Origin of the sequence: Pseudomonas sp. WS 5021, assembly GCF_012985535.1 — a bacterium.
Lineage (GTDB): Bacteria > Pseudomonadota > Gammaproteobacteria > Pseudomonadales > Pseudomonadaceae > Aquipseudomonas.
Genome location: NZ_JAAQWP010000004.1, coordinates 272,201 through 286,487, shown reverse-complemented (window position 1 = coordinate 286,487; position 14,287 = coordinate 272,201). Strand labels below are relative to the sequence as shown.

Sequence of the window (14,287 nt, the reverse complement as noted above, 5' to 3'; positions counted from 1 at the left end):
CGCCCCATGCGCCTGCTTCGTATCCTGAGCCTGTTGTTGGTGGTAGTTGCACCTTCGGCGTTTGCCGACAGCCTCTACCAGGTGGAAATGATCCTGATCCGCCAGAATGCGGAGCCGGTGATCAACAGCCGGCCAGCCCCGGAAGACTGGGCCGCCGGGGCGCCACGCCAAGGGATCGAGAAAATCAGCCCGCCGCGCCTGAACAACATCGTCGAGAAACTAAAGGCCAATGGCGACTACACCGTACTGCTGCACAAGGCCTGGGAACAGAACCTGGGCGAGCAGCCGGTGAAGGTGAAAATCACCGACGGCCAGGAACAGTTCGGCCAGTACCCCATCCAGGGCACCCTGGACCTGCAACTGGGGCGCTTTACCCGTATTGACGCAAGCCTGTGGCTCAACCAGTTCGACAACAACGGCAGCGTGATTGCCAGCGAACACCTGAGCCAGCCAGACGTGCGCACCAAGAACAACCAACTCAACTACCTGGACGGCGGCCACCTGGCCTTGCTGATCAAGATCACCTCCCTCACCGCCAAGCCACCGAGCGCACCGCCGCCCGGCCTCGCGGACTGATCCAGCGCCATGCCCCTGACGCCCTCGCTGACCAAGCCCCTGGCCCCCTCCTGGGCCAACCGCTTCAAGGAACAAAGCCTGGAGCGCGGCAGGCGCTACGCCCTGGAAAACCGCGTGCGGATTGTCGAGTCGGGCGACAGCACCATCATCGCCAGTTGCGAAGGCTCGGGCGGCAATGTGTATCGCCAGACCATCTCTCTGCGCGAGTCGGCCAAAGGCACCTTGATCCTGGTGGACAGTCGCTGCACCTGCCCCGTGCACACCAATTGCAAACACATCGCGGCGGTGCTGCTGCAGGTCCAGGAAACCCTGGCCTACCCGGCAGCGGCCAAGGATGCCGAACTGCTGGAGAAGCTGCAGGCCGTGCTGGATAACCGCGTGGTCCTGCCGCAAGTGGTGCTTGAGGACGTGCAGCCGATTCCACGGCTGTGGCTGGCCAGCATCGAGTTCAGCGCCTTTGAGCCGCGCAACGGCAAGATGCAGCGCTATATCCAGCACCGGGCGGCGCTGTCGTTCAATTACCTGGGCAATTACGTCAGCGGCCAGAAAAACGCCGATATCATCGTGCGCCAGGAAACCCAGAGCCTGCGGATCAAGCGTCACCCCGAGGTGGAACAAGGCTTTCGCGAACACCTGCGCCTGCTTGGCTTCAAGATCGCCACCCGCCAGAGCAAGGCCCTGCCGGAAAGCGCCGGCGAGTTGTTTGAGATGGTCAATGACAGCGCCTGGCTGAACTTCACCCTCAACGCCTCGCCGAGCCTGCGCGCTGAAGGCTGGGAGCTGCAGATCGATGAGGATTTCGGCTTTGACCTGAGCCCGGTCGATGACTGGTACGCCAGCGTCGATGAAGTGCCGGAGCGCGACTGGTTCGACCTGGAGCTGGGGATCATCGTCAATGGCGAACGGCTGAGCCTGTTGCCGATCCTGTTGAACCTGATGCGCTCCCACACCGAAATCCTCAACCCGGAAAAACTCGCGCGCCGTCGCGACGACGAACTGATCCTGGTGAACATCCCCGGCCTACCAAACGGTGGCCACGGCCCACTGCAAGTCGCCCTGCCCTATGGCCGGCTCAAACCGGTGCTGGCGACCCTCGGCGAGTTCTACCTGCAAGAGCCCGGCACAACTACCTTGCGCCTGGCCAAGGCCGACGCCACTCGGCTCAACCCGCTGGAGGACCTTCCCCTGCAATGGGAAGGCGGCGAGCAGATCCGCAGCTTTGCCCAGCGCCTGCGCGACATCAAGGACTTCACCTGCACCGCCCCCGAAGGCCTGAACGCCACGTTGCGCCCCTATCAGCTCGAAGGCCTGAGCTGGATGCAGTCCCTGCGCCAACTGGAAGTGGGCGGGATTCTCGCGGACGACATGGGCCTGGGCAAAACCCTGCAGACCCTGGCGCATATTCTCAGCGAAAAAAACGCCGGGCGCCTGGACCGGCCGTGCATGGTGGTGATGCCCACCAGCCTGATCCCCAACTGGCTCGACGAGGCCGCGCACTTCACCCCGCAGCTCAAGGTATTGGCGCTGTACGGTGCCGGGCGCAAGAAACACTTCGCCCAGTTACAGGATTACGACCTGCTGCTGACCACCTACGCCCTGTTGCCCAAAGACATCGAGCAACTGACCGCGCAGCCGCTGCATGTGCTGATCCTCGACGAAGCCCAATACATCAAGAACCCCACCAGCAAGGCCGCCCAGGCCGCCCGCGAGCTGAATGCACGCCAGCGCCTGTGCCTGAGCGGCACGCCCCTGGAAAACCACCTGGGCGAACTGTGGTCGCTGTTCCACTTCCTGCTGCCGGGTTGGTTGGGCGATGTAAAAAGCTTCAACCGTGATTACCGCGTGCCCATCGAAAAACGCGGCAGCGACGTGCGATTGCAACACCTCAACGGTCGGATCAAGCCGTTCCTGCTACGCCGTACCAAAGAACAGGTGGCCACTGAATTGCCGCCCAAGACTGAGATCATCCACTGGGTCGATCTCAACGAAGCCCAGCGCGATGTGTACGAAACCATGCGCCTGGCCATGGACAAGAAGGTGCGCGACGAGATCACCCGCAAGGGCGTGGCTCGTAGCCAGATCATCATTCTGGAAGCGCTGCTCAAGCTGCGCCAGGTCTGCTGCGACCTGCGCCTGGTGAACGACGCCACCCCGCCCGCGCGCGGCAGCAGCTCGGGCAAGCTCGACAGCCTGATGGAGATGCTCGACGAACTGTTTGCCGAAGGGCGCAGGATTTTGCTGTTCTCGCAGTTCACCTCAATGCTCAGCCTGATTGAGATCGAACTAAAAAAACGCGGGGTCGCCTATGCCTTGCTGACCGGCCAGACCCGCGACCGGCGCACGCCGGTCAAGGACTTCCAGAGTGGCAGGCTGCAGATCTTCCTGATCAGCCTCAAGGCTGGCGGCGTGGGGCTTAACCTGACCGAAGCCGATACCGTGATCCACTACGACCCCTGGTGGAACCCAGCCACGGAAAACCAGGCGACTGACCGTGCGTATCGCATCGGCCAGGAGAAGCCGGTATTCGTCTACAAGATGATTGCCCGGGGCACCGTGGAAGAGAAGATCCAGGCGTTGCAGCAAGAAAAGTCAGACCTGGCGGCGGGTGTGCTGGATGGTCGTACCACGGGCGACTGGAAGTTGGGCAACGAAGATATCGAGGCGCTGTTCGCGCCATTGCCCCAAAAGCTAGAGAAGCGTTGATAGTTAGATAGCTATCGCGGGCAAGCCCGCTCCCACAGGGGGGGGGGCTCACTGGGGCAGAGATTTTTGGTACCGCCACAAATCAAATGTGGGAGCGGGCTTGCCTGCGATGGGCGCAGCTCAATCTCATTCGATCAACTGCGCATCCCGAAGCGCGCCGAGCGCCGCCAACCAACGTGGGTCCTGCTTGTAGTCAGTCGACGCAATCGCCTGCCCACGCATACGGGCAATGCGCGCCGACGGCGTGACCTTCATGCGCTGGGCGGCACTCAGGGCCAGCTCGGCGGCCGCACGGTCATTGCACACCAGGCCCATGTCGCAGCCAGCACTCAACGCAGCCTCGATCCGACTTGCCGCATCCCCCACCACATGGGCACCGGCCATGGACAGGTCATCACTGAAAATCACCCCGTCGAACTGCAACTCGCCGCGCAGGATGTCTTGCAGCCAACGGCGCGAGAAGCCGGCCGGCTGGTTATCCACCTGCGGGTAGATCACGTGGGCCGGCATGACCGCGGCCAATTGCTTGCTCAGGCGCGCAAAGGGCACCAGGTCGTGGGTGCGAATCTGTTCCAGGCTACGTTCATCATTGGGAATGGCGACGTGGGAATCTGCCTCGGCCCAGCCATGCCCTGGGAAGTGCTTGCCGGTGGCGGCCATGCCGGCGCTGTTCATACCCCGGATAAAGGCACCGCCCAGCAGCGCTGCACGTTCGGGATCACCTTCGAACGAACGCGTGCCTACGACGGCGCTACGCTGGTAGTCCAGGTCCAGCACGGGGGCGAAGCTCAGGTCCAGGCCAACTGCCAGTACTTCCGTGGCCATGACCCAGCCACACTGCTCGGCCAGGTATTCGGCGTTCGGATTGTCCGCCAGCGCACGCATGGCCGGCAGGCGTACAAACCCCTGGCGCAGGCGCTGGACCCGACCGCCTTCCTGGTCGACGGCCAGCAGCAGGTCCGGGCGCACCGCACGAATGGCGGCGCTCAATTCCCGCACCTGGCGCGGATGCTCGATATTGCGCGCAAAAATGATCAGGCCGCCCACTTCAGGCTGGCGCAACAAGTGGCGATCTTCAGCTGTCAGCCAGGTGCCGGCGACGTCCACCATCAAAGAGCCTTGCAGGGCAGCAGTCATAAATTTTCCTTGAATGACGCGCGCACCCCGCCGCTTCGCCAGGTCGAGCCGGGCAAGGCGATGGGGTGCGGGTAACTAGTTGAAATCGGCATGGGCGGCTAGCTTAGCGGATGCAAGCGGTTGCGCCCAGACGCCAGTGGCTAAACCTTGGCCGCCACCGGTACGGACTTGCTGCGCGGGCGCAGTTGGGCGGCCGCCATTGCCGGGTCGGTAACACCGCTTTCAGCGCGCATGCCAGCGGCCAGGAACGGCACCATCAGGCGCATGACCTGCTCGATGGAGGTGTTGACTCCAAAATCGGTCTCGGCGATAGCGCGCAAGGCCTTGATCCCGGACATGCTGAACGCCGCTGCGCCGAGCATGAAGTGCACGCGCCAGAACAATTCGATAGGCGGAATACGTGGCGCCGCCTCGTTGACCAGCAACATATAGCGACGGAAGACCTTGCCGTACATGTCTTCGAGGTAACGGCGCAAGTGGCCCTGGCTCTGGCTGAAGGCCAGGCCCAGCAGGCGCATGAAGATCGACAGGTCATTGCCGCTGCGTGGCTGCACCACCAGGGCTTGTTCGACGAGGATTTCCAGCAGGTCTTCCAGGCTCGGCTTATTGTCGGGCTTGGCTTGGCGCCGCTCCAACTCACGGTCGAGGCTGATGCAGAACGGCCCCAGAAAACGTGAGAAGACGGCCTGAATCAGGGCTTTTTTCGAGCCGAAATGATAGTTCACTGCCGCCAGGTTGACCCCGGCTTTGCTCGTGATCAGGCGCAATGAGGTTTCAGCAAATCCTTTTTCCGCGAACAACTGCTCGGCAGCATCGAGAATGCGTTCAACGGTTTCCGACTGGGCCATGGCTACTCCGCCTGACAAACACTTGTTTGAAACATACGTTTCACCTTGTGCAATGTCAAGCCTGCAGGTCCGTTTTCCGGCCGGGCAGTCACCCGATTCGCACCTATTTAATCACATCTTCAACGGCCTGTAGGCCGCGCTATCTCCGGCCTTTGCAAGGACCGACGGATGACCGTCCGGCGGAGCCGGCAAAAACGATGATTGCCAAGCGCAGTTCACTGTATATAATCCCAGTCACTGTATAAAAAGACAGAGCGATCAACATGCTAAAACTGACGCCACGCCAAGCTGAGATTCTCGCTTTTATCAAGCGCTGCCTCGACGACAACGGTTATCCGCCGACCCGGGCAGAAATCGCCCTGGAGCTGGGGTTTAAATCCCCCAATGCTGCCGAAGAACACCTGAAAGCCCTTGCCCGCAAGGGTGCGATCGAAATGACCCCGGGCGCATCCCGTGGCATTCGTATCCCTGGTTTCGAAGCCAAGGCTGACGAATCGACGCTGCCGATCATCGGCCGGGTCGCTGCCGGTGCGCCGATTCTTGCACAACAGCACGTCGAAGAGTCCTGCAATATCAACCCGACCTTCTTCCATCCTCGCGCCGATTACCTGTTGCGGGTCCATGGCATGAGCATGAAGGACGTGGGTATCTTCGACGGCGACCTGCTGGCCGTACACACCACCCGCGAAGCGCGCAACGGCCAGATCGTCGTGGCCCGCATCGGCGATGAAGTGACGGTCAAGCGCTTCAAGCGCGAAGGCAGCAAAGTCTGGCTGCTGGCAGAAAACCCCGAGTTTTCGCCGATTGAAGTCAACCTGAAGGATCAGGACCTGGTGATCGAAGGCTTGAGTGTCGGCGTTATTCGCCGCTAACGGAGGCATCATGCAGTTCCCACATGTGCAACAACATACACAACTGCCACTGTTTGAGGCCTTTTTGGCCCAGCCGCTTGCACCTATCCTCAGCGAGACGGTGGAGTCCCAATGGACCGCCCCCGCCGAACCGGAGGTATTCAGTGAATTGTCGTTGCGTGGCGCTGCCGGGAACTGCCTGAGCTTGCTGGCGCCAATCCTGCGTGACCTGAGCGAGGAACAGGACGCCCGCTGGCTGACCCTAATCGCCCCGCCGTCCAGCCTGACCCAGGCTTGGCTGCGGGATGCGGGCCTGAACCGCGAGCGTATCCTGCTGCTGCAACCGCGCGGCACCCAGAGCGCCCAGCAACTGACCTGCGAAGCGTTGCGCCTAGGGCGTAGCCACACTGTTGTCAGCTGGCTGAATACGCTGGGTGCTTCGGCCAAGCAGCAGTTGATCAGCGCAGCGCGCACGGGCGATGCACAAAGCTTGAATATTCGATTGGGATAAGCCCGAGACTGACGCGCAACGCGTTATCGGGAGTGGTACAGGTCGTCCGATTGCAGCCTGACGTCAGGTCAGTGCCTGCGATGGACGCAAGGCTTCTACAGAATTGAGAAGCCGATTGAACATTTGAATCTTAAAAACGACAAACGGACTCAGTGAAGAACCCGTGGACCGTCGTCTTTCTCTGGCTCACCTTCAGCCAGGCGCCCCGCCATCTGCACACCCACGCTCAACATGGCTTTTGCCACTTCCACATGCTGGCCTTGCAGGAACGCCTTGGCGTCCTCGGAAAAGTCCAAAGTCACCAGAGAACCCTCGTCCTCAGCCCTGCGCAGCTCAATTCGGCCGTCGGGCAATTCAACAATTTCCAGAAAGGACGTTGGCATAAAAATCTGTTCTCCACGAAAGGCCGGCATTATATCAGTCATCAACGCGGCCTCGCTCAGGATCTGAACAGCTTTCTTTACGGCTTGATGAATGGTCTGTAGGCGTTGGCTTGCCAGCGATAGCGCTCCGGCAGTCAACTTGGCATTGCTTGATCAATTGTTATCGCCGGCAAGCCGGCGCCTACATTGTCTTGCCGCTCAGCACTCGTTCAAGCCATCCCGAAAGCGGATCGCCAGCTTCTTCAGCTCCTGGCGCCAGCTCTCCAACTCAGCCCGGCTCAGCGGCTCCGGCCCTTCTTCTTCCAGGCTGACCGCAACGATCAACGGCTGGGTCACATCGCCCTTGGGCTTGTGCGGCACACGCGGCGGCTGGAACAGCGCCGAATGGGCAGCCAACAAGCGAGCCAGCCAACTGTCAGGGCTGCGGGCCATTTCCACCAGCTCGGCCAACTCGGGGATGGCCATAGACTCGAGCACCTCACGGGTCAGGATATCCTCGGCCCGAGGCGCATTCGCCTGGGGCAGGCGATAGAAACCGGCAATTTCATGACACAACCCCAGCAAAGCCCCATACAGATGGAACAAGGCCGACTCTCGCCCCGCCTGGACCAGCGCAATAGCATTCATCTCCTTCCCTTCCTCGGCACGACCAAGGGCTTCCAGGGACAAACCCGCGAAGTAAATTTTCTGGTTGGTACGGGTATAGAGTTCGTTGGCCATGACGGCAGTCTCCACAACGACATAAACGTGATGCTGGCTGAACAGTGTCACGGATGAGACAAGCCCACTGCAAGCGCAAAACAAAAGGCCGCCTGTGAAGGCGGCCTTTATTTCAATGCAGGAGCGGGATCAAGCGCCCTGGCGCTTGTCCTCGACCTTCCACTTGCCACCGTCGTAGAACGCCTTCCAGCCCGTAGGCTTGCCGTCCACTTCAGTCTGCACGTACTGCTCCTTGGTCTTGCGGCTGTAGCGGATCACGGCCGGACGACCGTCGGGATCCTTCTTCGGCGCTTCGCACAGGAAGTGGTACTTGGGATCGATCTCGTCCTTGTGCGGCACGATCTCCATCACCAGTGGTGCACGGGTCTCGCGGTTTTTCGGGAACTGGCTGGCAGCCAGGAACAGGCCCGAAGCGCCGTCACGCAGGATGTAGGTGTCGTTGACCTTCTCGCACTTGAGCTCGGGCATCTTCACCGGGTCCATCTTCGGCGGCGCCGCGTCACCGCTTTTCAGCAGCTTGCGGGTGTTCTTGCAGGTCGGATTGGTGCAACCGAAGAACTTGCCGAAGCGACCGGTCTTGAGCTGCATCTCGCTGCCGCACTTGTCGCATTCCAAGCTCGGGCCTTCATAGCCCTTGATGCGATAGGTGCCTTCTTCGATCTCGTAGCCGTTGCAATCGGGGTTGTTACCGCAGATGTGCAGCTTGTGCTTCTCGTCCAGCAGGTAGGCATCCATGGCCGTGCTGCAGATCGGGCAACGGTGCTTGCCACGCAAAACCAGCGACTCGGATTCACCCTCGTCGTCGGCGGCGATTTCATCACCCGGCACCAGGTTGACGGTGGCCTTGCAGCGCTCTTTGGGCGGCAGGCTATAGCCCGAGCAACCCAGGAACACACCGGTAGACGCGGTACGGATCTGCATCGGCCGGCCGCAGGTGGTGCACGGAATATCCGTCATCACCGGCTGGTTGGCGCGCATGCCGTTTTCCGGGCTCTCGGCTACTTCGAGTTTTTTCTTGAAGTCACCATAGAACTCGTCGAGGACGTTTTTCCAATCGCGCTCGCCCTGGGCCACGTCATCGAGGTTCTCTTCCATGCCGGCGGTAAAGCCGTAGTCCATCAGGTTGGAGAAGCTCTCGGACAAACGCTCGGTAACGATATCGCCCATCTTTTCCGAATAGAAACGACGGTTGTGCAGGGCCACGTAGCCGCGGTCCTGGATGGTGGAGATGATCGCCGCGTAGGTCGAAGGACGACCAATACCGCGTTTTTCCATTTCCTTGACCAGGCTGGCTTCCGAATAACGGGGTGGCGGCTTGGTGAAGTGCTGGCTCGGGTCGAGCTTGATCAGCTTCAGCGCATCGCCCTGGGCCATGTCTGGCAGGACGTCGTCATCTCCCGGCTTGGCAATTTGCGGCATCACGCGGGTATAGCCGTCGAACTTGAGGATACGACCCTTGGCGCGCAGCTCGAAGTCCCCGGCACCCACTGTGACGGTCGTGGACAGGTATTGCGCCGGCAGCATCTGGCAAGCCAGGAACTGGCGCCAGATCAACTCGTAGAGGCGCTCAGCGTCGCGCTCCATGCCGCTCAGCTTGCTTGGCTCGGTATTGGCATCGGAGGGACGAATCGCTTCGTGAGCCTCTTGTGCGCCTTCCTTGCTGCTATAGACGTTTGGCTTCTCCGGCAGGTACTTCTTGCCGAATTCGCTTTCAATATAAGTACGCGCCATCGCCACCGCGTCCACCGACAGGTTGGTGGAGTCGGTACGCATGTAAGTGATGTAGCCCGCTTCGTACAGACGCTGGGCCATCATCATCGTCTTCTTCACGCCAAAGCCCAGGCGGTTGCTCGCGGCCTGTTGCAGGGTGGAGGTGATGAACGGCGCCGACGGCTTGCTGCTGGTGGGCTTGTCTTCACGCTTGACGATGCTGTAGCTGGAAGCTTTGAGCTTCTCCAGCGCGGCCATGGCCTGGGCTTCGTTGAGCGGCTTGAAGGCCTCGCCTTTCTCGCGGGCCACTTCAAAGCGCACGTTATTGCCCTTGGCGGTGCCGAGGTCCGCGTGGACTTCCCAGTACTCTTCAGGGTTGAACGCACGAATCTCGCGCTCACGCTCCACCACCAGCTTGACCGCTACCGATTGCACACGACCAGCGGACAGGCCACGGGCGATCTTCGCCCACAACAGCGGCGAGACCATGTAGCCGACCACGCGATCGAGGAAGCGCCGAGCCTGCTGGGCATTGACGCGGTCGATGTCCAGTTCGCCCGGCTTGGAGAAGGCTTCCTGGATCGCCTTCTTGGTGATTTCGTTGAACACCACGCGTTTATAGCGGCTGTCGTCCCCACCGATGGCTTCGCGCAGGTGCCAGGCAATGGCTTCCCCTTCGCGGTCCAAGTCCGTCGCGAGATAGATGGTGTCAGCATCCTTGGCGAGCCGGCGCAGCTCCTCGATCACCTTTTCCTTGCCCGGAAGGATTTCGTACTTGGCCTTCCAGCCATGATCCGGGTCCACACCCATGCGCGAGACCAGCTGCTTGCGCGCTTTTTCCTTGGGCGAGAGCACCGGACCTTCGCCCGCAGCCGCCTTGCCGCGCTTGGCAGCAGGCTCCTTGCTGGCGCTAGCCGAACCGCTGGTGGGCAGGTCTCGGATATGGCCGATACTCGACTTCACCACGTACTCGTTACCCAAGTACTTGTTGATGGTCTTGGCCTTAGCCGGGGATTCCACAATGACCAGCGATTTGCCCATGGATCGGAAAATTCCTGAATTCGAGAAGAGAAAGGCGGTTGGCGCCTGACGCGGCAACGCTATATATAGTGGCAACACAGTGAGGTCAAGCACAGCATTCTGCGCAACCTGCCGTTATTGCCCTGAAAAAAGACTGGGTTCGACCTGCACCAAAGCAAAGCGCGGGACCTGCTTGCCGTCAACTTCGACGGTCTCCAGGAACATGCTCAAGGGGCGCACCCAAAAGCCGTAATCGCCATACAGTGCTTGGTAGAACACCACTTCTTCTTCGGTCTCGGAGTGCCGCGCCACATTAAAAACGCGGTACCTGGGACCTTTATAATGCTGGTAGAGCCCTGGTTCGACTTTCATGCTCTGGCCCTCTTACAAAATTTATAAAAAAAAATTAAAAATTCCAAAAAACAAAAGCCGGGGCACTGGGCCCCGGCTTCCGTCAACCCAACGCTTAGACGCGTTCGAAGACGGTAGAAATGCCTTGGCCGAGACCAATGCACATGGTTGCAACCCCAAGGTTGCCGCCATTTTGCTTCATCACGTTAAGCAAGGTGCCGGAGATACGCGCACCGGAGCAACCAAATGGGTGGCCCAGGGCGATTGCACCGCCGTGCAGGTTAACCTTCTCGTTCATCTTGTCGAGTACTTTCAAATCTTTCAGCACTGGCAGGGCCTGTGCGGCGAAAGCTTCGTTGAGCTCGAAGAAGTCGATGTCGGAGATACTCAGACCTGCGCGCTTCAAGGCTTTTTGTGTGGCCGGTACTGGACCATAGCCCATGATCGCCGGGTCCACACCCGCCACAGCCATGGAACGGATCACTGCCAGAGGCTGGATCCCCAGGTCCTGGGCGCGCTGGGCCGACATCACGATCATGCACGAAGCACCATCGGTGATCTGCGACGAAGTACCGGCAGTCACGGTGCCGCCCTTTGGGTTGAATGCCGGCTTCAAGGCCGCCAGGCTTTCCAGGGTGGTGTCCGGACGAATGGTTTCGTCGTAGTCGAACAGTTTCAGGAAACCGTTCTCGTCATAGCCGTTCATCGGGATGATCTCATCCTTGAACTTGCCTTCCACAGTCGCCTTGTGGGCCAACTGGTGGGAGCGCAGGCCGAAGGCGTCCTGGGCTTCACGGGTGATGCCATGCATCTTGCCGAGCATTTCTGCGGTCAGGCCCATCATGCCCGAGGCTTTCGCCGCGTACAGCGACATGTGCGGGTTAGGATCGACGCCGTGCATCATGCTGACGTGGCCCATGTGCTCCACGCCACCGACCACAAACACATCACCGTTGCCGGTCATGATCGCCTGGGCGGCGGTGTGCAGTGCGCTCATGGACGAACCACACAGGCGGCTGACGGTCTGGCCGGCAGCGGTGTGCGGGATCTGGGTCATCAAGGAGGCCATGCGCGCGATGTTCCAGCCCTGCTCCAGGGTCTGGTTGACGCAGCCCCAGATCACGTCCTCGACTTCGTTCGGGTCGACCTTGACGTTGCGTTCCAGCAGCTTGCTGATCAGGTGCGCCGACATGTCTTCGGCGCGGGTGTTGCGGTGCATGCCGCCCTTGGAGCGGCCCATCGGAGTACGACCGAAGTCGACAATCACGACGTCTCTTGGATTCAAGCTCATAAATATTCTCGCTCTAGTCGTCTGGGCACTTAACCGAAGAAGCTCTGGCCATTCTTGGCCATCTCGCGCAGCTTCGCGGTCGGGTGGTACAGCGGGCCCAGATCAGCGTACTGATCAGCCAGGGCAACGAACTCGGCCACACCGATCGAGTCGATGTAACGCAGCGCACCACCACGGAATGGAGGGAAGCCAATACCGTACACCAGGCCCATATCGGCTTCGGCAGCGGTTTCGACGATGCCATCTTCCAGGCAACGCACGGTTTCCAGGCACAGGGCGATCATCATCCAGTTGATGATGTCCTCGTCGGACACCTCACGCTGCTCGTAGACGATTGGCGCCAGCACTTCGTGAACCGATGGATCGGCAACTTTCTTCTGCTTGCCTTTCTTGTCGGTCTCGTAGGCATAGAAACCCTTGCCATTCTTCTGGCCCAGGCGCTTGGCTTCGTACAGCGCATCGACAGCCGAGCGACGGTCGTCTTTCATGCGGTCCGGGAAGCCTTCAGCCATGACGTCGCGACCATGGTGGCCGGTGTCGATACCGACCACGTCCATCAGGTACGCCGGGCCCATTGGCCAACCGAATTTTTCCATGACCTTGTCGATACGCACAAAGTCCACGCCAGCACTGACCAGCTTGGCGAAACCACCGAAGTACGGGAACAGCACGCGGTTGACCAAAAAGCCCGGGCAGTCGTTGACCACGATCGGGTTCTTGCCCATTTTCTTGGCGTAGGCAACGGTGGTGGCAACTGCCAGCTCGCTGGACTTCTCGCCACGGATCACTTCTACCAGCGGCATCATGTGCACCGGGTTGAAGAAGTGCATGCCGACGAAGTTTTCCGGACGCTTGAGGGCCTTGGCCAGCAAGGTGATGGAAATGGTCGAGGTGTTGGACGCCAGGATCGTGTCTTCTTTGACCTGAGCCTCAACTTCAGCCAGGACCGCCTGCTTGACCTTCGGGTTCTCGACAACGGCTTCGACCACCAGGTCGACGTGGCCGAAATCACCGTAGGAAAGCGTAGGACGAATGCCGTTAAGCACTTCAGCCATCTTCGCAGCGGTCATGCGACCTTTATCAACGCGGCCTACCAGCAGCTTGGCGGCTTCCGCCAGACCTTGCTCGATACCGTGCTCGTTGATGTCTTTCATCAGGATCGGTGTGCCTTTGGACGCCGACTGATAGGCAATACCGCCACCCATGATCCCGGCGCCGAGGACGGCAGCCTGTTTCACGTCTTTGGCAATTTCGTCGTAGGCCTTGGCCTTTTTCTTCAGCTCCTGATCGTTCAGGAACAGGCCGATCAGGCTCTGCGCAGCAGAAGTCTTGGCCAGTTTGACAAAGCCGGCGGCTTCGATTTCCAGGGCCTTGTCGCGACCGAAGTTCGCGGCTTTCTGGATGGTCTTGATCGCTTCGACCGGGGCCGGGTAGTTAGGGCCCGCTTGACCGGCGACGAAACCCTTGGCGGTTTCGAACGACATCATTTGTTCGATGGCGTTGAGCTTGAGTTTTTCCAGCTTCGGCTGACGCTTGGCCTTGTAGTCAAATTCGCCGCTGATGGCGCCCTTGATCAGGTTCAGTGCAGCTTCTGCGAGTTTGTCCGGAGCAACCACGGCATCCACGGCGCCGACTTTCAGCGCGTCTTCAGCACGGTTTTCCTTGCCGGCGGCAATCCACTCGATGGCGTTGTCGGCACCGATGATACGCGGCAGGCGTACGGTACCGCCGAAGCCCGGGTAGATGCCCAGCTTGACTTCCGGCAGGCCGATTTTCGCGCTGGAGGCCATGACGCGAAAGTCCGCGGCCAGGCACATTTCCAGACCGCCGCCCAGAGCGATGCCATTGATCGCGGCAACGGTCGGCACGTTGAGGTCTTCGAAATCGCTGAAAATCTTGTTGGCTTCGAGGTTGCCAGCCACAAGCTCGGCATCGGGCAGCTTGAAGTTGTCGACGAATTCGGTGATGTCAGCGCCGACGATGAACACGTCTTTGCCGCTGGAGACGATCACACCCTTGATCGATGCATCAGCCTTGATGGTGTCTACGGCCTGACGCAGTTCGTTCAGGGTTAGACGGTTGAACTTGTTGACGGACTCACCCTTGAGGTCGAATTTCAATTCGACGATGCCACTTTCAAGAGCCTTAACCGTGATGGCTTTACCTTCGTAAATCATCAACTGATC

Annotated in this window: 12 protein-coding genes; 4 read left to right on the top strand and 8 right to left on the bottom strand. The window is 60.1% G+C overall.

The features are described 5' to 3' along the window. Window positions 1-6: 6 nt before the first annotated feature. Window positions 7-576, top strand: coding sequence for a CsiV family protein (locus HBO19_RS14775; protein ID WP_170043341.1), 570 nt, complete (start codon window positions 7-9; stop codon window positions 574-576). Between the two features lie 9 nt (window positions 577-585). Continuing rightward, window positions 586-3,279 (top strand): DEAD/DEAH box helicase, encoded by a 2,694-nt coding sequence (locus tag HBO19_RS14770; protein WP_170057754.1) that lies wholly within the window; start codon window positions 586-588, stop codon window positions 3,277-3,279. Between the two features lie 126 nt (window positions 3,280-3,405). Here the strand turns inward: HBO19_RS14770 and nagZ are convergent, their stop codons facing one another. Then, window positions 3,406-4,416, bottom strand: coding sequence for a beta-N-acetylhexosaminidase (gene nagZ / locus HBO19_RS14765; RefSeq protein ID WP_170057753.1), 1,011 nt, complete (start codon window positions 4,414-4,416; stop codon window positions 3,406-3,408). A 140-nt stretch (window positions 4,417-4,556) separates the two neighbouring features. Continuing rightward, on the bottom strand, window positions 4,557-5,264 hold the full coding sequence (locus tag HBO19_RS14760; protein WP_169954182.1) for a TetR/AcrR family transcriptional regulator: 708 nt from the start codon (window positions 5,262-5,264) through the stop codon (window positions 4,557-4,559). A 263-nt stretch (window positions 5,265-5,527) separates the two neighbouring features. Here HBO19_RS14760 and lexA point away from each other — a divergent pair, with 263 nt between their 5' ends. Together lexA and sulA are read left to right on the top strand one after the other, a co-directional pair. Beyond that, entirely contained in the window at window positions 5,528-6,136 is a 609-nt protein-coding gene (gene lexA / locus HBO19_RS14755) for a transcriptional repressor LexA (protein ID WP_029300096.1), read from the top strand. 10 nt (window positions 6,137-6,146) lie between these two features. Continuing rightward, on the top strand, window positions 6,147-6,626 hold the full coding sequence (sulA, locus tag HBO19_RS14750) for an SOS-induced cell division inhibitor SulA (protein ID WP_170057752.1): 480 nt from the start codon (window positions 6,147-6,149) through the stop codon (window positions 6,624-6,626). Between the two features lie 149 nt (window positions 6,627-6,775). On the opposite strand, the gene HBO19_RS14745 is transcribed toward sulA, so the two are convergent. The 6 genes from HBO19_RS14745 to fadB form a co-directional block, all read right to left on the bottom strand. Then, window positions 6,776-7,009 (bottom strand): hypothetical protein, encoded by a 234-nt coding sequence (locus tag HBO19_RS14745; protein ID WP_026136850.1) that lies wholly within the window; start codon window positions 7,007-7,009, stop codon window positions 6,776-6,778. Between the two features lie 198 nt (window positions 7,010-7,207). Then, window positions 7,208-7,729, bottom strand: a complete 522-nt coding sequence (locus HBO19_RS14740) for a DUF6586 family protein (protein ID WP_076961269.1) — start codon at window positions 7,727-7,729, stop codon at window positions 7,208-7,210. Between the two features lie 129 nt (window positions 7,730-7,858). After that, on the bottom strand, window positions 7,859-10,480 hold the full coding sequence (gene topA / locus HBO19_RS14735; RefSeq protein ID WP_169954184.1) for a type I DNA topoisomerase: 2,622 nt from the start codon (window positions 10,478-10,480) through the stop codon (window positions 7,859-7,861). A gap of 114 nt (window positions 10,481-10,594) precedes the next feature. Then, entirely contained in the window at window positions 10,595-10,831 is a 237-nt protein-coding gene (locus HBO19_RS14730; protein WP_170057751.1) for a DUF1653 domain-containing protein, read from the bottom strand. A gap of 94 nt (window positions 10,832-10,925) precedes the next feature. Beyond that, window positions 10,926-12,101 carry an acetyl-CoA C-acyltransferase FadA gene (gene fadA, locus HBO19_RS14725; RefSeq protein WP_005786153.1) on the bottom strand — a complete coding sequence of 392 codons (1,176 nt, stop codon included), beginning with the start codon at window positions 12,099-12,101 and terminating at the stop codon, window positions 10,926-10,928. 29 nt (window positions 12,102-12,130) lie between these two features. Then, entirely contained in the window at window positions 12,131-14,278 is a 2,148-nt protein-coding gene (gene fadB, locus HBO19_RS14720; protein ID WP_029300084.1) for a fatty acid oxidation complex subunit alpha FadB, read from the bottom strand. Window positions 14,279-14,287 lie beyond the last annotated feature (9 nt).

Excerpts from the sequence above, each read along its gene's own strand:
- HBO19_RS14740 (WP_076961269.1), bottom strand. The coding sequence starts at position 7,729 with ATGGCCAACGAACTCTATACCCGTACCAACCAGAAAATTTACTTCGCG.
- fadA (WP_005786153.1), bottom strand. The coding sequence starts at position 12,101 with ATGAGCTTGAATCCAAGAGACGTCGTGATTGTCGACTTCGGTCGTACT.
- HBO19_RS14745 (WP_026136850.1), bottom strand. The coding sequence starts at position 7,009 with ATGCCAACGTCCTTTCTGGAAATTGTTGAATTGCCCGACGGCCGAATT.
- nagZ (WP_170057753.1), bottom strand. The coding sequence starts at position 4,416 with ATGACTGCTGCCCTGCAAGGCTCTTTGATGGTGGACGTCGCCGGCACC.
- HBO19_RS14730 (WP_170057751.1), bottom strand. The coding sequence starts at position 10,831 with ATGAAAGTCGAACCAGGGCTCTACCAGCATTATAAAGGTCCCAGGTAC.
- HBO19_RS14775 (WP_170043341.1), top strand. The coding sequence starts at position 7 with ATGCGCCTGCTTCGTATCCTGAGCCTGTTGTTGGTGGTAGTTGCACCT.
- HBO19_RS14760 (WP_169954182.1), bottom strand. The coding sequence starts at position 5,264 with ATGGCCCAGTCGGAAACCGTTGAACGCATTCTCGATGCTGCCGAGCAG.
- HBO19_RS14770 (WP_170057754.1), top strand. The coding sequence starts at position 586 with ATGCCCCTGACGCCCTCGCTGACCAAGCCCCTGGCCCCCTCCTGGGCC.
- fadB (WP_029300084.1), bottom strand. The coding sequence starts at position 14,278 with ATGATTTACGAAGGTAAAGCCATCACGGTTAAGGCTCTTGAAAGTGGC.
- topA (WP_169954184.1), bottom strand. The coding sequence starts at position 10,480 with ATGGGCAAATCGCTGGTCATTGTGGAATCCCCGGCTAAGGCCAAGACC.
- sulA (WP_170057752.1), top strand. The coding sequence starts at position 6,147 with ATGCAGTTCCCACATGTGCAACAACATACACAACTGCCACTGTTTGAG.
- lexA (WP_029300096.1), top strand. The coding sequence starts at position 5,528 with ATGCTAAAACTGACGCCACGCCAAGCTGAGATTCTCGCTTTTATCAAG.